The sequence below is a fragment of the Sinomicrobium sp. genome, from assembly GCA_029266035.1.
Lineage (GTDB): Bacteria > Bacteroidota > Bacteroidia > Flavobacteriales > Flavobacteriaceae > Sinomicrobium.
Genome location: JAJUFH010000004.1, coordinates 79,497 through 100,260 on the forward strand (window position 1 = coordinate 79,497; position 20,764 = coordinate 100,260).

The following is a 20,764-nucleotide window of genomic DNA, read 5'->3' on the forward strand; positions in this document are numbered from 1 at the left end:
AGGACAGATGATGTTTGTGGGTGGCTGATCTTTTCTTTGTGTCTTTTCTTTGTGGAGTCGTACGATCGTACGACTCTACTGGGGTATATCTTCTCGATTTAAACGTTGCTGTTCTGTCCTTTCGGATAATCTGCGTTCCAAGATTGGGGCTATCAGGGTTTTTCTGCGATTTGTTTTGGCGAAAGGGAACAACTCCAAATGGTCTTTCATACGGTCGTTGGGATTGGTGTATTTGTTGGTGCCCACCAGTATCTTTTTTTCTTCGTCATAGGCCTTTTGTTCTGCCTCGGCGCTCTCCTTGATCTTTTTCTGGATGTTGTGGTCTTTCAGTTGTTTTAAAAATCCTCCTCCTGCTTCTATTTGTTTAAAAATCTCCAGGGCTTTTTCGGCCAACTGCAGGGAGAGTGCTTCTATATAGTAAGTTCCATCTGCCGGATTTAGTACCTCGTCCATATAGCTTTCGTGTTTTAGTATAAGCAACTGATTTCTCGCTATACGTTCTGCAAATTCGTTGTCCTTGTGGTACAGGCTGTCGTAAGGTAGATTGCATACAGTATCTGCACCTCCGAGTATGGCACTCATACATTCGGTGGTAGTGCGAAGCATATTTGTATTGTAATCGTAGAGGGTTTTGTTTCGGGTGCCGGGAAAGGCGAGTATATGGCAATCTGTTCGGATATTGTATTCGGCGGCTATTGTTTTCCACAACACTCTCAATGCTCTTAGTTTGGCAATCTCGAGAAAGTAATCGGAGCCTAGAGCTACTCGAAATGTGTATTGCTGTATTTGTGGTGAGTTGTGGTCTTGTAGGGCATTTAGATATTCGTTGGCATGAGCCATGGCGTATGCCAACTGTTGTGCCGCATTAGCTCCGGCATTGTGATAAAGGGCGGCATCTACCGAAAGTATAGGGTTTTGGGAATTGGTAGCTGCCATTTCCGACAGTATATCCATATCTTTTTTCAGATTGTAATACCAGTTGCCACTTCGAGCAAGCCGACCTATACTGTCGTTGTGCAGATATATTTTGGAGCGATTGGTCACCGTTTTGGAGAGCGAAGCGGAAAGAAATTCCGGTTGTAGGTGAATTGCAGTTTGTTCACTGTCAATACCCTGTAGCAACAGAGAGATATCTGTGTCTTGGCTCGGGATGATAAACCAAAGGCTTTCTACCCCGTTTTTCAGGGCGTTGAGCGCCTTTTTGTTGGCAGCCTTTTCGTTTCCGGCATAGATTTTCTGACATATTTTCCAAGTCTGACCTGTTGCGATCTGTGGGAGTGTTTTTTGGAGATCCTCAGAATGGTAGAAGGGCTTGATATTTATTCCTTCGGCAGTTTTTCGAATCAGGGTATTGTAGTCATTGCCTTGCAGGTCAAACTGTATCTTCTGTTTCCACATTTTGGCGGAAACCGGAGGGAACTCGTCAAACAAATGCTGTTTCATGTCTGTACGGGCTTTTAGCGGTTAATAGTGGGGCCGCGAAATACTATCGGGAAAAAGGAAACCTCAATTTCGGCCTTCTTCTTTCAGTGTGCTGTCTTTTTCTATGATATAGATATCTTCATTTTCCTTTTTAAAGAAATACTCCTCTCTAGCAAATTTTTCTATTTTGCTCTCGTCCTTCAAGTTGCGTATTATAGTTTTGTCGTATTCTATTTCCTTCTTGAGGTAATCTTTTTGTTTTTCGAGTTTATCTATTTCCTTTTCCAACTCCTGATGTGTAAGCAAGGAATTGGTGTCGAAAAAAATCATCCACACAGCAAAAACAGTGAGTACAATGACATAGATATTCCCGAAAAAGGATATCCATTTGTTTTGTCTTATTTTCTTTAAAAAGTTGATCACCTTCAGCTTGTGTTTTACGGGGCTTATTGTTTTTAAACGGTCAAAAAACCACTCTCCTCAAATGCTAAAATACACAATTTAGGGGAGTCTATATTTTTAGGTCAGTTTTTCATTGATAATAGTCCGCACAATATCTACGGCTACCGTATTGTATTTGTTGTTGGGGATGATAATATCGGCAAACTCTTTGGTGGGTTCTATAAACTGTTCGTGCATGGGTTTTAATGTGGTTTGGTATCGGTTTAGTACCTCGTCCAGATCTCTCCCTCGCTCGTGTATGTCTCTTTTTAATCTTCTGATAAGACGCTCGTCGGAATCTGCATGAACGAAGATTTTGATATCGAACATTTCTCTCAGTTCACTATGGGTCATAATGAGGATACCTTCTACAATCATCACTTTTCTCGGTCGGGTGAGTACGGTATCTTTTGTCCTGTTGTGTTCTACAAAAGAATATACGGGTTGATGGATGTTTTTTCCTTGTTTCAGTTCTTGGAGATGTGCTACTAACAAATCGAAATCTATTGCTCTCGGATGATCGAAATTGATTTTGACACGCTCTTCATAGGAGAGATGAGAGAGGTCTTTGTAATAGGAATCCTGAGAGATGATCCCTACCTCATTTTCAGGTAATTCGTTTATAATTTGGTTTACGACCGTAGTTTTGCCACAGCCGGTACCTCCGGCGATTCCGATGATTAGCATGAACAATTGTTTTGAAGCAAATTTAACAAAAGCCACTTAAAAATTTAAAATACAGTTCAGAATTTAATTGTAGTTGGTTGGTTGGTGGTTTGGAGTTTATTGTTCGTAGTTCGTAATTTTATCTTAATAACCCAATAACCCAATAACCCAATAACCCAATAACCCAATAACCCAATAACCCAATAACCCAATAACCCAATAACCCAATAACCCAATAACCCCCAACCCCAACTAAGCTATTCCATTATTAAAAAAAAACGTTTAAGTTTGTGGGATGAAGCATTTTATACTACCACTAATCGCAGTGCTTGCCGCAGTGTCGTGCAAGCAGGGGCAGGATCGCAAGGAGGCTGTCCAAGCGTATCCGGAACAGTCTGCAGATACTGTTGTTGAAACTTCGGAAAAACCGGAAGTTTCAGAATTGTTGTCATTAGAAGGTATAGCCGACAGTACTTTTGTAAGGCTTGCCGATTACAGCTCGGATTTTGTATTTGACATGAAATACGCCACTGAAGACAATTTTTTGGAGAGCAAGGTTTACGATTGCGCCGAATGTTATGTTCGTGCTGTGACGGCTCGTGCTGTAATTGAGGCCAATAAAGAGCTAATGAAACAAGGGTACCGCATCAAGTTCTTCGATTGTTACCGACCTTTGGATGTGCAGAAAAAAATGTGGAAGATTGTTTCCAATCCGCAGTATGTAGCCGACCCTGCCCAGGGGTCTATACACAACAAGGGGGGTGCGGTAGATATCACTCTTGTAGATATGGAAGGTAACGAACTCGACATGGGGACGGGCTTCGACTACTTCGGCAAGGAGGGGCATCACGATTATACCGATCTTCCGGAAGTGGTGTTGTCTAACAGAAAACTGTTGAAAACCACTATGGAAAAGTACGGATTTAAATCTATTCGTACCGAGTGGTGGCATTACAATCTAGTAGACGCTTCTAATGCCGAAGTAGCCAATTTCCGTTGGGATTGCGAATAGCCCCGGGAGGCTATTTCACAAGCACATCAGGATATGCTCCCGGGTTTACTTTGGGTATGGTAGACTTGTATTTGTCGTTTATAGCATCAATAAAGGCATTGGCTACCATGGCGTATCCTTTAGCGGTAGGGTGTACACCGTCTAGGGAGAAGGCTTTTCCTGTAGCGTATGCATTGGTTAGCATCCCGCCGTCGTAGGGAATACCTCCATTTGCCACTTGCTGTATCATCGCCTGGGTATCTACAAAGGCCAATTCGTATTGTTCTGCCAGAGCTTTGATAGTGGCGTTGTACTGTGTTTGGGCATTGCTTACCAGTTCCTGTTCTTCGGGAGTGAGTACCCATTTGTCATCCAGTGGTACAGATACGCCATTTATTTGTAGTGGATCATCGCCTACGGTAGTTCCTATAAAACTACTCGCTGTGAGTACGATGAGGTCGCTTGGGGTTGATTGTCGGAAATTCGGAATGGCTTCACCTGAGAGAGGATTGGTGAGTTGAGTGAGGTATTCGTCTACAATAACCACCGGATTTTGTCCGGCTTGGAATACAATTTGTCTTCTTTGGGCCTCTTCTTCAGATAGCATACCCAGGCTGGCGAGTAGCATTACCCCTTCATTGTACTCGGCATATCCTGCATTGAGTTGTGCAGCTTCTGCTTCCCCGAGAGGTACCGGAGCATACGGAACCGTAGTAAAGTAGGGGATGGAAGTCACATCGGGAATATTGGCTACTGCTCCCTTGGCGCCGTTTGCGGTAAGGGCAGTGAGCAATTGGTTGTATACTGCTGCAAAAACATTTGGATCGGTAATGTCGTTTTCACCGTAACCGGTGGGGTCAGTGTCTCCGGTACGATCTTCACCCACACCTCCGGAAGTGGCGAAACTCAAAATATCGTTATTGCCTATCCACAGTGTGAAAAAGCTAGGATCTTGAGCTGCGGCATCGGCTATAACAGAGGTTTCACTGGAAGAGGCAAAACGTACAAAATAGGGATTTGCCGTAGAGCCTACCCCGGCTATATCGCCGTAACCTTCTGCGACAAGATGGTATATTTTGGCTCCGGGAACTCCCATATTGTTTACAGGTCCCTCGATGTGGTTTGTGATATCAGTGGTGGGTTCGCTATCCAAAGTTCCGGGTGCAGGAGTAGCTCCCTCGAAGACCAATATCATCCTCGGTTCTGCAATTTTTGTACCCCCTGCAAGCAGTCCGCCATTATTGTCGGCGACCAGAGGTTGTACAAAATCGCCACCTCCTACGTGGGAAAATTGCTTGGCCATCATATTGGGATAGGAATTTTCTTGTCCTTGTAGGTATAGCGCATTATCGGCATAACCTGCGGTAAGCGAATTTCCCACAGCTACATAATTGGAAAAATCGGCTTCTCCGGAGGAATAAAAACCGGCGTCGTCTACCGATTTGTCAAATTCGGGCTCGCAGGCTACCAGAGCCAGTCCGCTGAGTATCAGGAAAGATATATTGTATTTCATAGTCTTTTAGTTTGTAGTTCGTAGTTTTTAGTTGGCAGGTTTCAGTATGGACTCTGCTGTTACTATAATAAAAAGGAGCTATTGTTTAAAAAGCATAAGACACTCCAAGGCTCGGCACAAAAGCGTTGTTTTTATAAGTACCTCCAAAGGGAACATTCTTTCCGTTTTCCTGATAGTGATCGTAGGTCGCATCGATTTCGTCGAAGTGAATATACAGGAAGGCGGCGTCGATAGCAAAGCGTTCTGAAACGTTAAAGCTGAGTCCTCCGGTAAAGTTGTTGGAATCGTTACGCGGAGTTTCAGGAGCAAAATAGCCCGCTTGAACGGGAGATTCGTCGTAGTAGTAGCCTCCTCTAATGGTAAATCGTTCGCTGGCTATATACTGCAAACCAAAGCGGTATACAGACGAATTCTTATAATTTCTAGGATTGTGAGATTCTTGTCCGTTGCTAAAAGTGACATCTAGGGCTTCGTAGGCATTCCAATATACCCTGTTGTAATCGAAAGCCACCATCCATTTTTCGTTTATGGTATAGGCAGCTCCAACGGCGAGTTCTGCAGGTAGGGGCAGAGTAGCGTTGAAAGTGGTGTTGTCGGTGTTTAACGGATAGGTAGAGGGAAGGTTTCGGAATTCGGCTTTGCCGTCTTTGGCCTTCATTTTCATTTCCGATTTATAGCTAAATCCGAGTGTGAGGTCGTCTGTAGCGCGGAAGGCAAGTCCGACAGAATAACCCCAGGCCGTAACGCCACTGTCTTCTATAGAAACATTAGATCGGTTACCATCGGCATCGGTGATGGCACGGTCGATATTCCGGTTAAAATTAACGCTACCAATGGCTAAAATTGGTCCACCACCTATACTGAGCTTGTCGTTTATCTTAAAAGAAAGCGTGGGTTGTATGTAAATAGCTTGTAGTTCTATATTGTTGACCAAGTGAGAGCCTTCCCAGTCTTTTGGATACTCCACACCACTACCGTAGGGTGTATACACCGCAATTCCCGCGCTCATCCAGTCGTTGACCTTTACAGCTGCATATACATTGAAAGGTGTAGCTACGGGATTATCGGCTTTTTCTACCCATCCGTACTGACTGTTTTGAAGGTGAATATTGGAGATAACCGGACTTACCCCTGCGCTGATGGTCACTTTCTTTTCCAGAAACGAAATTCCACCAGGATTAAAGAATACCGATTCTGCACTGTTGATTACAGCAACTCCTGCATGCCCCATGGCCAGTTGTTTTTGACCCTGAAGAGCGACGCGATATCCCCCTGCGTATGCACAGGCTGAGAGCAGTGCTACGGCCATTGAAATGTAGATTTTCTTCATAATCTATAGGTTTTATGTTCAGTAGATTTTTGAGAATACACGAAGTATCGCACCCCTGGGGTATGGGAAAGGATGGTACGAGTATCTCATGCTTAACGATACTAACAAATTTTGTTATAAATTATGAGATATGCAATTTTTGAAGCATAAAATTATGCACGCATAGTAAATTTACCTTAAAATTTAACGTTTTAGGAATTCTGATGTAATCTCGAAGAACATTTTCGGGTTTTCTGCCTGTACCCAGTGACCTGCGCCTTGTACGACAGAAATAGATGCTTGTGGAAAGTGTTTTTGAATGAGTTGTTGGTCGTCTGCCGTGATGTATTCCGATTTTTCTCCTTTTACAAATAGTGTTTCATTGGGGTATACGGCTTCTTGTGGAAGTGCTTTGCCTATTTCTTCTATATTGTCGTTTAAGGCGTTGAGGTCAAATCGGAAAGCTAACTCTTCCTTCTCTTTCCAGTAGATGTTTTTGAGAAGAAATTGTCTTATCCCCAATTCGGGAATATAGCGGGACAGTTGTTCGTCGGCTTCTTTGCGACTTTTGGTGATATTGAAATCTATGGAGAGTAGTCCGTTGAGTATGGTTTGGTGGTGTACGGGATAATACTTGGGAGAAATATCGACAACGACGAGCTTTTCTACCAATTCGCGGTGGGTGGTAGCAAAGAGCATGGCGGTTTTTCCTCCCATGGAGTGACCGATAATGCTGAGGTCTTCTAATTGGTGATACTTGCAGTAGCGCAATAGGTCTTCGGTGAGCAATTCATAGGAAAACTGATCGGAATGGAAGCTTCTACCGTGATTTCGTTGGTCTACAAGGTGTACTTCAAATCCCTCCTCTGCAAATTTGCTTCCCAGCGTTTTCCAATTGTCCGACATTCCGAGGAATCCGTGAAGAATGATAAGTGGTTTGCCTTGTCCGAGTATTTTTGAGTATAGTTGTCCTTCCATTTGATGATTACATTCTGTACGAAATAAGCTTGTCTTTTTCGCCTTGTGTGACGAATTCCAATCCGCCGTTGCTACCTTTTCTAAGGTCGATGGCAGAAGTGCCGTAAACCGGGCTGTTGCCCATCAATTTTGCATTACTGTCAAAGATATAGACTTTTTTCGCCTGCATATCGGTGATAGCTACATATATTTTGTTGTCTATATAAAAAATTTCCGGTTTTGTATAGATGCCGTAGTCCAGTTCGTATTTATTCGTTTTTACGGTAAAAATATTGTCCGACATTGTGGCCAGTGTTTTGGAGGTGGCGTAGATACCGTGTTCCCCGTCTAGCTCGAGTGATATGCTGTTGAGACGCCCTTGCTCATCTACCTGCACGAGATCGCCTGATGCATTGGTAGTGGTAAATTTGTTTTTGTAGGGGTATACTTCATTTCCTGAAAAGTTTATTTTGCCTTTTACCTGTACCCTGTTACGCCCTGTGCGATGCAATAGGTGGAGGGTGCCGTTTTCTTCTTGTACAACGATATAGTCGCGATTACCTAGCCTGATGTGTTTGGGTGGGTTTATAATAGCCGAACTCGTCCCTTTAAATACAAATCCACTCACGCGTTTTCCCTCAGAATTAAAGGGGACTACAGTATTGTTTTGCGTAATAAAAAATCGATATTTTTTGTTGTGGTCGTAGTCAAATACCGCCAGTCCTTTGGTGATAGGGTGATCTACTTTTACGGGAAATGGGGATACATCATTCCCGTTTCGATCTACTATATAGATGCCGTCTTCCAGCGCAAAGGCCAATTGCAGTTTTCCGTTTTTGTAGAGATCTACCTGATTAATGCTACCGAGGATAGGGCTGTTGAGTTTTTTCTTCCACAGCACCTTTCCTTTGTCGGAGATGAGGTAGAGATTGTTTTCTACGTCTTGCACTACGATTTCATTTCTCTTGTTGCGGTGGTTGGTTACCCATTGTGGTGGCAGGGCGATATCGGCGTCCAAGGCAATGTTGAATTTTTCAGATATCCCCTGTGTGGTCGTGCTAGTTCCCGGTTTGCGCATAGCGATATTGGTATGCGTAAAACGCTGTTCGTTTAGCGCCTGTATCACCAGATAAGGAAAGCTTTCTGTCTTGGTAAAGGATGCTTGTTGGAGGTTTCTGGATACGATTTTGTCAAACAGCAATTCTTTAAAGTGGCTATCTGAAGCCACGGCCAAAGTGGAAGCAGCATCGGGCAGACTTTCTAATAGCTGCTTGAAGAATTTTTGGAAAGCCAAGGTCGATTTGTTTTGATACTGACTGATGAGGTCGGTAAGTGCTTCCGGCTGATCAGACAATACGATAAAATCGTTTAGTGCGGTGTAATAGCTCACAGCTTTTCCGAGGCCGAAAGGAGGAAGGGTTTCCTCAAAGGGCTGTAGGGGAGTAATTTTATATATATTGTGATCTCTGAAATTGCTGTGTAACACAGCTGAAGAAGAGAAGGCATTTTCTGCCATTTCTGTATCGAAGGTGTGAAAGGCCGCAGCGTCGTATGTTTCGGTAAAAATAATTGCTATTTCATCTGTGACAGCCAGCAATTCCCTTATTTCAGGGGTGATAGAATCTCGTTGGGCAGAAAAATTTTGCGGACTCAGCGCTAGCATACCTTTAAATGTAGAGGGGGTGATAGCGGGTGAATGTTTTACGAATGGAGGAACTTCTTCAACAACTAGTGAATCTGTTTCCGAAACGATACCAGACAACAACAACTCTCCGGGTGATAGGTTTAAGTCGTACATCGTCCATTTCTCTGTTTTTGAGAGATTGTCTTTTATGTTTAGAAGAGGGTTTTTGGGGTTGAATTTGTTGTTTTTTAGAAATAAAGAGGTCTGCGTACTGCCCTCTGAAAGTGAAAACATCTTTTGAAAGTTCTCGGAGTTGTTTACTTGAAGAGACAGACTTTCATCTATCAGGCTTTTTGAAGACGACAATATGGAGATACTGTCGGTGAGTGCGCTGAAAATGTGCTGATCTTTTGAGGTGAATTCCCTAAAAGGAGTACTGCTTTGAGGCGACTTTCTCGCATTCCATCCCGGTATGGAATCGGGGAGGATGTCGCGAGACAGATATGCGAAATTGTAGGTGCTATCTGTTTCTTTTTGGATACACAGCAAGGCTTCACTTTTGTTTTCCAGTATTTTTAATACTTCTATTTTTTCCTTTAAATCGGGAGGTAACAGAGTGTTGTCTTTTAAAAAGTCGTTGTTCTTAAGGCTGTTGAAAAAAGCTTGAGGGTTGGGGATTTTTAAGATGATCGTTGCAGTTTCCGGAATGTGAGAGGTGAGTTTCCCGCTATGTCGTTCCGGCTTGCCACAGGAGGCAAGGAGCAGGAAAACAGTGAAAATAACAATAGTCTTTCGAATTAGGGTATATTTCATTTGACCTCAGCTTGTATTTTTTTAACGTATAACGGGCCTAACCTATTGTAGGTAGAGCCCGTTTTTGTATTGTTGAGTGATTGAAACTCGCTATTCAAATCGATTATTTGTCGTCTTCGTTGACCTGAGCGCTTTGTTCGGGGCTGTTTTTCTGGTTTTCTAATGCTTGTTTAATCTGTTTGGCGAGATTGAAATTAGGAGCCAATGCCAACGCTTGATCCATTAGTTGAATGGCCTCATCTACTTTTGTTTTGTCTTTGTTGAATGTGAGCAATCCTTTTTGGTAGGTCAGTGCAGCTTTTAGAGGTACTTCATAGGGAGGGTTGCTTTCGTAGAAAGGCATTTTCATATCGTCTTTGACGTTTTGAAGTCCGTATCCGATATGTTTGTCTACCTCGTCCAACTTCCCGATTTGTAGGTTGAGGTTGGCGAGTTCGTATGCGAGATAGGCATCGGGATTTCGGTCGAACAGAATTTCGTATTGCTGTACGGCTAGTTGCGGTTGTTCGAGTGATTTCAAGGATATCGCTTTGACATCTACAGCCATATCTGATGCAGAAGTGTCTTTTTCGGTGCCGAGCAGGTTGATAGCCTGCATATATTGTCTCGAATTGGCATAGAGAAAGGCCAAAGTATCTTTGCGTTCTTGAGAAGGGGCGATAACATAGAGGTGAGTAAGCGCGTTGATAGCTCCCTGTATATCCCCTTGTACCCTCATCTGCTTGTAAAAATCTTCGTAGTGTTTTTTCAGATCGGTTTGTCCGTTTGCCATAAAGAATGATGAGAATATGGCTAAAATTGCAATCTTTTTCATAGGATAAAATCGTATTAAGGTTTCCAAAACTATAAAAAAATAGCATTGATCCGTACAAAAACGATTAAGAAACTGTCTAAATTTTGTCACCCGTATTTTAAGCAGTTCAAATATCTTTTAAAAATTGATATTGAAGCGTGTTTATCAGATAGGTTGAAGATATGATTTTGCCTTGTGTTTCAACATCGTCTGAAAAGTTGGGTGGGGGAATTCTGAGTGCTGTGGCTCTTTCTGTGTAGTATACTTTTCGCGATGGGTGATTGGGGTGTGCTGCATTAAATACTTTACCCCATTGTTGCTGTCTGATAATCTCGGAGATAATACCTATGCAGTCGTCTCTGTGAATGAGGTTGACCGGAGCCTCTCCATTGGGAATTTCGGTTTTTCCCGACAGCTGAAGTACTGGTTGTCGATCTTCTGCGATAAGTCCAGCAAAGCGAAGTATGGTAGCTTGACTACTGAATTTCCTGATCAGTGCCTCGCAGGCCAACAATTGTTTACCACTTTCTTTGTCGGGTGCAGTTAGGGTGTGTTCGGTAACTACGGTATTGCTATCAGCGTACACTGAGGTACTGCTTATAAAGAGGATACGAGCCGGGGGGTGGTGGTCTAATGCTTGAAGTATCACATTGATCTTTCGTACAAAATTCTCGTTTTCTGCCGCTTTCAGCCGTGGTGGAAGCGCAATGATGAGTATATCTGCCCCTTGTATAAAATCGGAAAAGGAACCATCGATACCCTTTACAGTTATTTGTATTACAAAGGGGAGGATACCTTTTTCAGAAAGTGCAGCTGCCTTTTCCGGTGAGGTCACCGAGCCATATATGCTGTGCCCTTGCTGGCGAAGTGCATTGCCCAAGGGGAGCCCCAGCCATCCGCAGCCTAATATCGCTATTTTCACTGGTTTTTTTTTTAGGTTTTTTGACCTTTTGTGTTTTTGTTCTTTTGTGTTTTTGTGTTTTTGGTTTGTATAAATGCTGCCTTTAGGGTGGCTAATCGATGACAGTCTTGGGTTCGCCGGGCTAAATCACTGTAATAGTTGAATTGCTCATCACCGTTAAGGGATGAAATTTACGGTTTTTTTAAGGATAACGGCATCGTTGAGTACAAAGGGTTTGGGGATATGCCCTTCGGGTCTGGGAGCCACCGAAAACAGTTTGTGCTGCAGGAGATCAAAGGAGGATTCGTAAAGGGTGAGTTGTGGTTTTTCGTCTGAAGGCAGACGAAGTTGTATTTCAGTATAGCTATTGTCGGTAATAAAATGGGAAAATAGACGATTGCCCCTTTGTTGATTTTTTAGGTAGGTGGTAGGTAGTATAGCACCGTTAACGTTGCAAGAAAGGATAGCTGAAGTAGAATAGACATCGAGTCGATTGACGCTGCGTTGAGGTGTGATACAGAGATCTATCAGACGCTCGTTGGCCACAACCGTATCCCGGAGTACTTCGACCACAGGGGGGAGTATGTTTTTTACCGGAGCCTCTGCCGTATGGGTAAATGTACTGGAATACTTGCTACTAAAAGTTTCCACCGTATCGTTTTGTTGTTTTTCGTTTGCGAAATAAGAGGAGATCCAACTTCCCGGAATCGGATCATAGGTAGCCCAATGCGCTTTGTTGTTATCGGTATTCAACAGGTATACCAGACTGTCAGGTTGGGGATGTTCTTTGTCAAAATCAGAGGAATTGTGGGCTACAATCAGGAGTACAATCGCCACAACTGTTGTGAGCAGGGCGAGTTTGCGGTGCCGTTGATATGCTGCGATTACTGGAATTAGAAGTGCAAATAACAACGCCGTAAGCAGTGTAGAGGCTATCGCCATTTTCAATCCGAGACCAACCGGAAACATTTGGATAAGGGGAGCAAATATCCAGATAGCGGGTAGAGCCAGAAGGCTGAGTGTTAAAACACTTGGTTTTTTCCAACGGATGAGAACAAATAGAGAGCCCAATGCGCAATACAGTGGAATGATAAAAAAGCTCGCTCCTTTCAAATAGTGCCCGAGCAGGGTACAGAGCAACAGCCAAAAAAATATGGGGATAACCAAGAGGTTGGCGGCTGTCAGTTTTTTGAATGCTCCGTAGAACACGAGACAAATTGCCGCGCTACATAGGGTGAATACAGTGATATAGGTATGACCGTTATAGGGGAATCCTTGGAGTATATCGGCATATCCTGGATAGAAATGCAGCAATAAGGGCCAACTGAAATAACCTAAAAGCCCACAACAAATAAGTGCGGCAAAAAACGGAATACCTGCTTTTAAAATTTCCTTGGTATGGAGTACTTTTTCCCGGAAGCCGTAAACGAGGGCGAGTATAAAAAGGAGGAGAGCAAATGTATTCAATGGCCATATCCAAGAGAAAGGGTAGTGTATCACCATTCCTCCCGGGGCGTTGAAAAAGACGTGATCGCGTTCGCTTTTTAAGCTGCTCATATCGGTATCGGCAAAAAAGTGGAGTAGGGGCATAAGGTATGAACCCTGATGTTGAAGGGTAGTGCGATCCAATCTCGGCGGTATATCCAATGCCGTGTGATAGTCGTAATGGTCGTCTATAAAAGCGAAGTTTAAACCATTTATGTCGCCGTCTTCTCGAAATACAGTCAGGTCGGTGTCGTTAGGAAGTATTTTGTAAACACTGTAAAGCAGCGAATTTGCAACAGGATAGGAAGGCTGAGCTTCGGCAAAGGCCTTTATCAGTCCAGAATTCCCGGCATTGGTTTCGGGAAGCATAAAACTGGGACCACCACTGCCCCGCGCCTCAAAATTGAGCACGAGCTTTACTTTTTTTGCCCAAGGGTGTTGCGATACAAACAGCTTTGCACCGTTGAGTCCGAGTTCTTCCGAGTCTGTAAACAGTACGATGATATCGTTTTTCGGATATCGTTTTTCGGAGAGATAAGCCCTTAGTCCTTCAAGTATTGTCGCTACACCGCTCCCGGCATCACTGGCGCCAAATGAAGAGTGAGGAGCACTGTCGTAATGCGACAACAGCACCAAGGCATCGCCTTTACCGCTGCCTTTTACCTTGGCGACAATATTGCTGGCTTTACTCACATTACCCCAGTTGCCCGAGGTGTAGCCCTGTTGTACTTCCGGGGTGAGTCCGAGTTTTTCCAATTCAGCGATAAGGTAGTCTCGCACTTCTTTATGAGCTTCCGCTCCTACGTAGTGTTGTTTTTGGGAGATGGCACGCACGTGAATCATAGCGCGCTCTGTAGAAAAGCTGTTTTCGGGAGCATTGAGTTTGATATAGGTCTGTGGCATGGTGCCGTAAAACGACCAGTAAACCGCCGCACAAAGCAGCAGTAACGACAGTGGAGCAGCGTAAGTTTTCATTGTTTGTTCTTAGTTTTTAGTTGGTTGTTTGGTTACACTAACATCTCAATACTAAGTACCCAACCCAATACCAACGTAAAGATACCAATGCTGTATGAGCTTTGCAACTTCGGGGGGTAGATGATTATTTGATGTGTTTTTATGATTTTATATAGATTATTTATAGGATAAATGAAATATAATTGCTATTTTTATAACTAACCCAAAAAAATAAACCACTATGGCAATCAAGAGTTTTCAAGGAGCGAGGGAGGAAATAAAGAAAGATTATTACTACTCCATCAATGTGGCAGATCACATGACGCGGAAGCTGGTGACTTTTACGGCAGATCAGAATTTGCTGGAGGTTATGGAGAGCTTTATGAAGAATAGGATTACCGGTGCCCCGGTTGTAGATGACAATGGTAAACTCATAGGGATTATTTCCGATAGCGATTGTATGAAGCAGATATCAGAGGGGCGCTATTTCAACATGCCGATATGCGATATGACGGTAGATAAGTATATGTCTACCGAGGTGATGACCATAGCGGCAGATGCTAATATTTTTGATGCGGCCACCCGTTTTTACAATACCAGGCATCGCAGGTTTCCTGTGGTAGAAAACGGTTATCTCATAGGGCAAATTAGCCGTAAGGATGTGATGTTGGCAGCTTTGCGTATCAGTGGGCACAATTGGAGATAAGTTTAGCCTTGCTTGACCAAAACATAGATGTCGTTTTCCAGTGGTAGGTATCCCAAATCGTACAGGAAGAAATAGGTTTTACCATTCCTAGTGGTATAGGTATGGGTAAAGTAGTCGAAATCAAATCCTCTTTCCAAGAGCTTTAGTTTGCTGGTTTTGGTCTTGTCTTTCGGATTTAACTCGGCCAGTATCCGATAGTTTTTCCTCAATTTGTTGTTTATACGCCTCATCAGGTTTTTGCTGTCTCTGTTAAGGCGGTTGTTGTAGGCATTTCTACAGTGATCTCCACAAAACTTTTTGTCTGTTCGACCCGAAACAGGACGTTCGCATTCGAGGCATTTTCTATTCATAATATTGATTTTAGGAAAATTACTACAATATACGAAATAAAAAAATGTCAAATTAATCTTATCTTATACAAGTGGGAAGAGGGTGTATTAGAATGTATTACTTAATCACCAACTTTCGTGTAGAAGTACTGTTTATTTCGGTGACTTTTATAATGTAAATCCCGGCATTGAGTGCAGAGACATTGAGGGTACGACCACTGATTCTAGTGCGGAGCACTTCTTTGCCCAATACATCGTATATTGAGATTTCCTTAGGAAGGTTTTTCTGGGTGTGAATAGCCACCATACCTTCGGTTACCGGATTGGGGTATAGGCGGAGTTCTTCAATATCTTTTTGGGCAACAGTATCCTTGCTGGGCCTGGTAAGTAGTGCCCTGTAGTTTGTGTACCGCTGTTTTTTAACTACTTTCTCCTGAGAGTATCCAAAGAAACAGCATGCGAACATCAGAATAAGTAGGTAAAATTTTTTCATCCGCACAGTCTTTCGTATGATACAAATTTATTAAAAAATACGACTCAAAACACTATTATTTTGTTAATAGATATTAATTTTCTGGATAAAAAAAATGAGTTTTTGCGATTACAACACTTCAATATGCGATGTTTTTTACAGAGTAGCGGTGTGGTTTTATGGCGATATTTCTGTAGTAAATTGGTGTTGGGATAATAGTAAAGAGGCTGTCTTTTTTTCGAAGACAGCCTCAAACCTGATAAATATGAGATATAGTATCAGAAACTGTAGCTATATCCGATTGAAAACTCCCTTCCTGGTGATCGGAATGAGAAATTTTGATTTTGTGCGCGGAAAGCTTCGTATTGACTTTGACGGTCATCTCCCAGTATGTTACTGGCCTGAATGCTTATTTTGGAACGTTGTTCTTCTCCCAATGTTTTGGAAAAATTAAAGTTTAAACTATTAAAAGGCATAGTATACACATCAGGGTTTAATCCGGCAGTTCCAACTACTTCCAAGGTCTTTCCTTGAACGTTATAAAACATACCGCTTTCCAGACCAATGTCGTCATTTTTGTAATTGAGTCCAACATTGACAAGATAAGGAGATTGTCCTTGTAATTGTCTTTTTCTATCAATGGTCTCTCCATCTTTCAGATAAAGGTTACGTGCCTCGTATTCTTGTGTAGCCATTTCCATTTTTGAATCAATCAAAGAGACGTTCAGGTTTAGCGACAGGTTTTTCAGTCCTTCTGTAATAAATCCGAGATGTTTACGGGCTTCGAATTCGACTCCTACAACTTCTGCTGAAGGCGAGTTTCTAGGAGTGTAATAATTCGGAGCCGTATTGTCGTAGGATACAATTTCTATCGGATCTGTAAAGTGTTTGTAAAATCCACTGATGGCGAACATTTGCGCGTCTTCCGCATATAATTCCCATCTCAAGTCTACGTTGTCTATAGTGGTAGGTTCCAAATCCAAGTTTCCGATAAACACCAATCCGGTTAAGAGGTCGGAAATCTGTACCATTGATTTTTCCCTAAAGCTTGGACGAGCTATGGTTCTCGAATATGATCCGCGGATGTTCATATTGTCCTTAAGCTCGTAAATGAGGTTTGCCGAAGGAAAAAGATCAAATTTATCGAATAGCTTTTCATTGTCAGCACTTACTGTTCCAGTACTGTTTTGACCAGTGAAAAAGTGGGAGAAATACTCACCTCTCAAACCTATAATGGTTCGGAATTTCTCAAAGGGTACAAACTCGCTTGAGATATAAGTGGCTGCCGTATTTTGATTGGCCTCAAAGGTGTTGGCCGGTTGGAAATTTCCACGTATAAAACTACCTGAATTGGTGTCTGGTGTCCAGATGTTCTCAGGAGCGAGTATGGCATTTGCATCGCCGTTGAGGTCACTACTGTTAAATGCGCGGAACCCTATTTCGTAGCTGTGTATGCTGTAGTCTCGCTGTTTATAACTGTATAAGGCTCCAAATTTTAATGCTGATTTGCGATCGAACATCGACAGGTTTTTGGTGAAATCCACTTTTCCAACGATATTGTCTTCTGTCAGGTCGCGCCATATTCGAGCGGGATAACCGGCATCGGCGCTTATGGTATATGAACCATTGTCGTTGACGATAAATGTAGTTTGCCTTGCATCCTTATCTTGTACGCTGGCATGGGTAGGTGCTACGCTCCATTCGGTAGTAAAGGAAGCATCTTCACTGGAATGTTTACCGGAAAACAATAAACTGGTTACGGAGCGCTCAGTGTATTCCAGATAATTTCTCATCACCTGTATCGAATTGGATACCTGTGTGTCCTGGTTGTAGATAGACGCCTGGTTTTCTCCGTTCTGAAGGTGAAGGATGTTAAAGCGGTACTTGGATCTTTCCGTTTTATAAGACAGCCCTGCCAATCCGGATAATAATACGTTGTTTATACCTAGGTCACCAACTCTCCTGCGATCGTATCTCATTTCATAATTATCGGATTCACTCCATTTTTGATATATTCCATCATCAAAATTTTCGTAAAAAGAAGTGGTGTTCTTGTAGTCTAAAGAGGCGATAAGTCCAAGTTTATTACCATTACCTACATCAAATTGGTTTCCATAACTGAAGCTGAGTCCAAAATTTGGCATAGAGCTCTTCTGTTTTGCTGCCATTTGCGGGTCGAAAGATCGAGTAATCCCTTCAAGAGTACCGTTGTCTGACGGAGGAAGGGGAATGTCGGTATTTGACGGAATTGGTAGTTTTCGGGTACCGTTGTCGAAGCCTAGAAAGTCGGTGCCACCACCGTCGTAGCTCAGATAGTTGTCTTTAAAATGCATATCGGGATTGAATCCGCCAGATATAGAAAAAGACATTTGTTTGGAAGTCGGAAAATCTTTGGTTACAATATTTACCATTCCTCCGGTAAAGTCGGCTGGAAGTTCGGCTGCAGCTGATTTTTGTACGACAAGGTTTTCCAAGATATTGGTGGGGAAGACATCCATTTGTACGGTGTTTTTATCCGGGTCCAGTCCTGGGATATCCATACCGTTTAGGGTAGATTTGGTGTAGCGATCTCCCAGACCTCTTACATATACGTATTTCCCTTCTTGTACAGAAACACCCGGAACCCGTTTTACGGCTGCCGCGATATCACCTGCCCCTGCTTTTTTAATCCCTTCGGAAGAAAGTCCGTCTAACAATGTGACAGAGTTTTTTTGCAAGTTGAGTACAGAAGCTTCGGTGTTTTTTCGGGTGGTAGTAGTGATGACCACCTCGTCGAGGGCGGTTGAAGCTGGGTTTAGGGTAATATTCAGTTCTACAGTTTCTCCTCCAGATACTTTTACTTCCGCAATTTCCTTAGTCTCATAACCTACAAAAGAAAATACCAAGGTATGTATTCCTTCTTCGAGTTCGATGGTGTAAAGTCCTTCAAAATCGGAAGTTGCCCCATTAGTGGTGCCCTTTACTACTACATTGGCAAAGGGTAATACGTCATTAAACTCACCATCCATTATTTTTCCGGTAACCGTACCTGATTGTGCCGATAATAATTGGGCAAAGGCAGAGATAATAACAACTGAAAAAAGTTTCTTTAACATCAGTCAAAAGGTAATTTTAGTTTTTTTAATTAAGTAAAATGCCCAAGGGATTTTATAACCCCTGGACATTTTTTACTGTAATATCGAATTTTACAAGCTGTGTTTAGAATTCAACACCCATTGCGGCGGTGTAAGTCCATCCGAATACAGAAGTATCTGCTCCTTTTGTGTTGGGAGCTTCTAGAGCTTCAGCATTGTCGTAGAATTTAGCTTCGTCTCCAGCGTTGTAATCACCTGTAAATATTTCCTCCCAAACAGCATCTTGAGGAAGTACTATATTCCAGTCTGTAAAAGAGATATTGCCATTGGAAAGTTCTGTAGCTGAATCAGCACCATCAACGTGTACCGCTGCACCTGCTCCATAGCCATAAGCCAGTACGTTTTCTAAATTGACTAACAGGCCATCTCTGAAATCTGCGTAATCATTTGTGTCTGTTCCTTTTCCAATAAGGGTTATGTTTTTTAAGGTGTGTTGCATATTATCACCAGTAGTTCCTTCTGGACCGTCCATTTCAAGACTTGTCCCTTCGGTGTTATCAGCCATAATAGCGATTGCATTGTCAAGAGTTCCTGACCAACCTTGATCGGTGTCAAAACCGTCGTCTCCATGTGCCCAAACCAAAGCGTTGGTTACGTTTACAGTACCTCCAAACCACTCAATACCGTCGTCAAGGTTACCTACTACTTCAACATTTTCAATGGTAGTTCCATTACCAACACCACCGAGAGTAAGACCGTTAATTTCGTTATCTTGTCCTATGAGGATACCGCCGTGACGTATGGAGATATATTTGATAACTCCAGAGTTGTCGGCTGGATCTGTCCCTCCGTATTGTCCGTAAGGTTCATCAGGAGAAATACCTTCAATTTGTGCGTTTTCGCTGTCACCACTAGCAGAGATAGGAGCTTTTCCTAAAATGATGACACCACCCCAAAGTGCGTTGTCGTTTTCATCTAAGTTAGTACCTTTTAATTCTCCGGGTTTAATATTGTCAGCCTCTGCAGTAAATATAATTGGGCTATCTGCAGTACCTTCAGCCATCAGTTTTCCACCTTGGTCTACTACGAGTGCAGAAGCTGAGGTTTCTTGACCGGGTTTACCCTTAATAATTGTACCCGGCTCGATAGTTAGGGTTACACCTTCGTTTACTACCACTTTACCATCCAATAGGTATACAGTATCAGCATTCCAAGTTTCGTCTTCTGTAAGAATGCCATTTTTTACTTCAGTTACTACCTCATCTCCTCCTGGTTCTGGGTTTGGATCTGTAGTGCTAGAGGAATCGTCATCGCTAGAACAAGCTGAGATAAATACTGCTAGTACAGCGAGGATAGACATGAATTCAATTTTCTTCATTTTAATCAGGTTTAATTAATACTTTTGAGTTTTCTGATAATTGTTTTTGAACAGTTATTTGAATTTGTTCGGGGCAAAGAAAGGGGAGCTTTGTAAAGACGTCGTTACTTGAAAATTAAATGTAAATGATGTAAATGTTGTTTTAATGTTACGAGATTAAAAGAATGTTAATCGCTTTAATTATTTAATATTATCTTTACTTTTGGCGTAAAATGAATACGAAAATTAACAGAGAGATGAAGAAAAAAGACATCCGTATATTGCTGGTAGACGACGAACCGGACATTCTGGAAATTGTAGGTTACAACCTATCTGTCGAAGGATATAATGTATCGGTTGCCAACAATGGCGTCGAGGCAGTGGCCAAAGCAAAGAAAGAGCGACCGCATCTTATTATCATGGATGTGATGATGCCTGAAATGGACGGCATGGAAGCTTGTGAACAAATACGCAGAATTCCCGAACTGTCCGGTACCATTATTACTTTTCTCACCGCAAGGGGAGAAGATTATTCACAGGTGGCAGGCTTCGATGCCGGAGCAGACGATTATATTACCAAGCCGGTAAAACCCAAAGTGCTGGTGAGTAAGGTAAAGGCGCTCCTCAGACGATTAAAAGAAGAGCAGGAACCAGAGGAAGCGGTTGTTAAGGTTGGCGATATTGTTATAAATCGAGACGAATACAAGATAGAGCAAAAGGGCAAGGAGATTATACTGCCTCGCAAGGAGTTTGAACTGCTTTCGCTTCTCGCTTCACGACCCGGGAAGGTGTTTAAGAGGGAAGAGATATTAGACAAGGTATGGGGTAATGAAGTTATAGTAGGTGGAAGAACAATCGACGTACATATCCGAAAGCTCAGAGAAAAGATCGGCGACGATCACTTTAATACCGTAAAAGGAGTAGGGTATAAATTTGTTTTTTAAATCTGCCACGATT

Annotated in this window: 17 protein-coding genes; 3 read left to right on the forward strand and 14 right to left on the reverse strand. The window is 42.6% G+C overall.

All coding sequences use genetic code 11. The features are described from left to right. Positions 1–75 precede the first annotated feature (75 nt). From ACYZZR_RS04020 to udk, 3 genes are all read right to left on the reverse strand, one after another. Positions 76–1,443: a methylmalonyl-CoA mutase subunit beta gene (locus ACYZZR_RS04020; protein WP_461532711.1), complete on the reverse strand. Its 1,368-nt coding sequence runs from the start codon at positions 1,441–1,443 to the stop codon at positions 76–78. A 63-nt stretch (positions 1,444–1,506) separates the two neighbouring features. After that, a complete protein-coding gene (locus ACYZZR_RS04025; RefSeq protein WP_461532712.1) occupies positions 1,507–1,845 on the reverse strand; it encodes an FtsB family cell division protein in 339 nt (112 codons plus the stop codon). Positions 1,846–1,941: 96 nt separating this feature from the next. After that, a complete protein-coding gene (gene udk / locus ACYZZR_RS04030) occupies positions 1,942–2,550 on the reverse strand; it encodes a uridine kinase (protein ID WP_461532713.1) in 609 nt (202 codons plus the stop codon). A gap of 274 nt (positions 2,551–2,824) precedes the next feature. Between udk and ACYZZR_RS04035 the strand changes: the two genes are divergently transcribed. Next, positions 2,825–3,541 (forward strand): M15 family metallopeptidase, encoded by a 717-nt coding sequence (locus ACYZZR_RS04035; RefSeq protein ID WP_461532714.1) that lies wholly within the window; start codon positions 2,825–2,827, stop codon positions 3,539–3,541. Positions 3,542–3,551: 10 nt separating this feature from the next. Here ACYZZR_RS04035 and ACYZZR_RS04040 read toward each other — a convergent pair whose 3' ends face one another. From ACYZZR_RS04040 to ACYZZR_RS04070, 7 genes are all read right to left on the reverse strand, one after another. Continuing rightward, on the reverse strand, positions 3,552–5,033 hold the full coding sequence (locus tag ACYZZR_RS04040; RefSeq protein WP_461532715.1) for an SGNH/GDSL hydrolase family protein: 1,482 nt from the start codon (positions 5,031–5,033) through the stop codon (positions 3,552–3,554). A gap of 85 nt (positions 5,034–5,118) precedes the next feature. Continuing rightward, entirely contained in the window at positions 5,119–6,363 is a 1,245-nt protein-coding gene (locus ACYZZR_RS04045) for an OmpP1/FadL family transporter (protein WP_461532716.1), read from the reverse strand. 183 nt (positions 6,364–6,546) lie between these two features. Next, complete coding sequence (locus ACYZZR_RS04050; RefSeq protein WP_461532717.1) at positions 6,547–7,320, reverse strand: alpha/beta fold hydrolase; 774 nt, start codon at positions 7,318–7,320, stop codon at positions 6,547–6,549. A 7-nt stretch (positions 7,321–7,327) separates the two neighbouring features. Beyond that, positions 7,328–9,736 carry a hypothetical protein gene (locus ACYZZR_RS04055; protein ID WP_461532718.1) on the reverse strand — a complete coding sequence of 803 codons (2,409 nt, stop codon included), beginning with the start codon at positions 9,734–9,736 and terminating at the stop codon, positions 7,328–7,330. A 103-nt stretch (positions 9,737–9,839) separates the two neighbouring features. Next, positions 9,840–10,550: a hypothetical protein gene (locus ACYZZR_RS04060; protein ID WP_461532719.1), complete on the reverse strand. Its 711-nt coding sequence runs from the start codon at positions 10,548–10,550 to the stop codon at positions 9,840–9,842. Between the two features lie 106 nt (positions 10,551–10,656). Beyond that, positions 10,657–11,451 carry an SDR family oxidoreductase gene (locus ACYZZR_RS04065; protein WP_461532720.1) on the reverse strand — a complete coding sequence of 265 codons (795 nt, stop codon included), beginning with the start codon at positions 11,449–11,451 and terminating at the stop codon, positions 10,657–10,659. A 156-nt stretch (positions 11,452–11,607) separates the two neighbouring features. Beyond that, positions 11,608–13,890, reverse strand: a complete 2,283-nt coding sequence (locus ACYZZR_RS04070; RefSeq protein ID WP_461532721.1) for a M28 family peptidase — start codon at positions 13,888–13,890, stop codon at positions 11,608–11,610. Between the two features lie 220 nt (positions 13,891–14,110). Here ACYZZR_RS04070 and ACYZZR_RS04075 point away from each other — a divergent pair, with 220 nt between their 5' ends. Then, positions 14,111–14,575 carry a CBS domain-containing protein gene (locus ACYZZR_RS04075; protein ID WP_461532722.1) on the forward strand — a complete coding sequence of 155 codons (465 nt, stop codon included), beginning with the start codon at positions 14,111–14,113 and terminating at the stop codon, positions 14,573–14,575. A gap of 2 nt (positions 14,576–14,577) precedes the next feature. On the opposite strand, the gene ACYZZR_RS04080 is transcribed toward ACYZZR_RS04075, so the two are convergent. The 4 genes from ACYZZR_RS04080 to ACYZZR_RS04095 all read right to left on the reverse strand — a co-directional run bounded on the left by ACYZZR_RS04080 (position 14,578) and on the right by ACYZZR_RS04095 (position 19,828). Further along, positions 14,578–14,925, reverse strand: a complete 348-nt coding sequence (locus tag ACYZZR_RS04080; RefSeq protein ID WP_461532723.1) for a hypothetical protein — start codon at positions 14,923–14,925, stop codon at positions 14,578–14,580. A gap of 97 nt (positions 14,926–15,022) precedes the next feature. Next, positions 15,023–15,397: a T9SS type A sorting domain-containing protein gene (locus ACYZZR_RS04085; RefSeq protein ID WP_461532724.1), complete on the reverse strand. Its 375-nt coding sequence runs from the start codon at positions 15,395–15,397 to the stop codon at positions 15,023–15,025. Positions 15,398–15,654: 257 nt separating this feature from the next. Then, a complete protein-coding gene (locus tag ACYZZR_RS04090; protein ID WP_461532725.1) occupies positions 15,655–18,471 on the reverse strand; it encodes a TonB-dependent receptor in 2,817 nt (938 codons plus the stop codon). A gap of 103 nt (positions 18,472–18,574) precedes the next feature. Next, on the reverse strand, positions 18,575–19,828 hold the full coding sequence (locus ACYZZR_RS04095) for a hypothetical protein (protein WP_461532726.1): 1,254 nt from the start codon (positions 19,826–19,828) through the stop codon (positions 18,575–18,577). A gap of 236 nt (positions 19,829–20,064) precedes the next feature. Between ACYZZR_RS04095 and ACYZZR_RS04100 the strand changes: the two genes are divergently transcribed. Beyond that, positions 20,065–20,751 (forward strand): response regulator transcription factor, encoded by a 687-nt coding sequence (locus ACYZZR_RS04100; RefSeq protein ID WP_461532777.1) that lies wholly within the window; start codon positions 20,065–20,067, stop codon positions 20,749–20,751. Positions 20,752–20,764 lie beyond the last annotated feature (13 nt).

Bases quoted from the DNA above. Each gene is read 5' to 3' on its own strand.
- ACYZZR_RS04035 (WP_461532714.1), top strand. From the start codon at position 2,825: ATGAAGCATTTTATACTACCACTAATCGCAGTGCTTGCCGCAGTGTCG.
- ACYZZR_RS04050 (WP_461532717.1), bottom strand. From the start codon at position 7,320: ATGGAAGGACAACTATACTCAAAAATACTCGGACAAGGCAAACCACTT.
- ACYZZR_RS04055 (WP_461532718.1), bottom strand. From the start codon at position 9,736: ATGAAATATACCCTAATTCGAAAGACTATTGTTATTTTCACTGTTTTC.
- ACYZZR_RS04075 (WP_461532722.1), top strand. From the start codon at position 14,111: ATGGCAATCAAGAGTTTTCAAGGAGCGAGGGAGGAAATAAAGAAAGAT.
- ACYZZR_RS04080 (WP_461532723.1), bottom strand. From the start codon at position 14,925: ATGAATAGAAAATGCCTCGAATGCGAACGTCCTGTTTCGGGTCGAACA.
- ACYZZR_RS04040 (WP_461532715.1), bottom strand. From the start codon at position 5,033: ATGAAATACAATATATCTTTCCTGATACTCAGCGGACTGGCTCTGGTA.
- ACYZZR_RS04085 (WP_461532724.1), bottom strand. From the start codon at position 15,397: ATGAAAAAATTTTACCTACTTATTCTGATGTTCGCATGCTGTTTCTTT.
- ACYZZR_RS04095 (WP_461532726.1), bottom strand. From the start codon at position 19,828: ATGAAGAAAATTGAATTCATGTCTATCCTCGCTGTACTAGCAGTATTT.
- ACYZZR_RS04045 (WP_461532716.1), bottom strand. From the start codon at position 6,363: ATGAAGAAAATCTACATTTCAATGGCCGTAGCACTGCTCTCAGCCTGT.
- ACYZZR_RS04020 (WP_461532711.1), bottom strand. From the start codon at position 1,443: ATGAAACAGCATTTGTTTGACGAGTTCCCTCCGGTTTCCGCCAAAATG.
- ACYZZR_RS04060 (WP_461532719.1), bottom strand. From the start codon at position 10,550: ATGAAAAAGATTGCAATTTTAGCCATATTCTCATCATTCTTTATGGCA.
- ACYZZR_RS04100 (WP_461532777.1), top strand. From the start codon at position 20,065: ATGAAGAAAAAAGACATCCGTATATTGCTGGTAGACGACGAACCGGAC.
- ACYZZR_RS04070 (WP_461532721.1), bottom strand. From the start codon at position 13,890: ATGAAAACTTACGCTGCTCCACTGTCGTTACTGCTGCTTTGTGCGGCG.
- ACYZZR_RS04090 (WP_461532725.1), bottom strand. From the start codon at position 18,471: ATGTTAAAGAAACTTTTTTCAGTTGTTATTATCTCTGCCTTTGCCCAA.
- udk (WP_461532713.1), bottom strand. From the start codon at position 2,550: ATGCTAATCATCGGAATCGCCGGAGGTACCGGCTGTGGCAAAACTACG.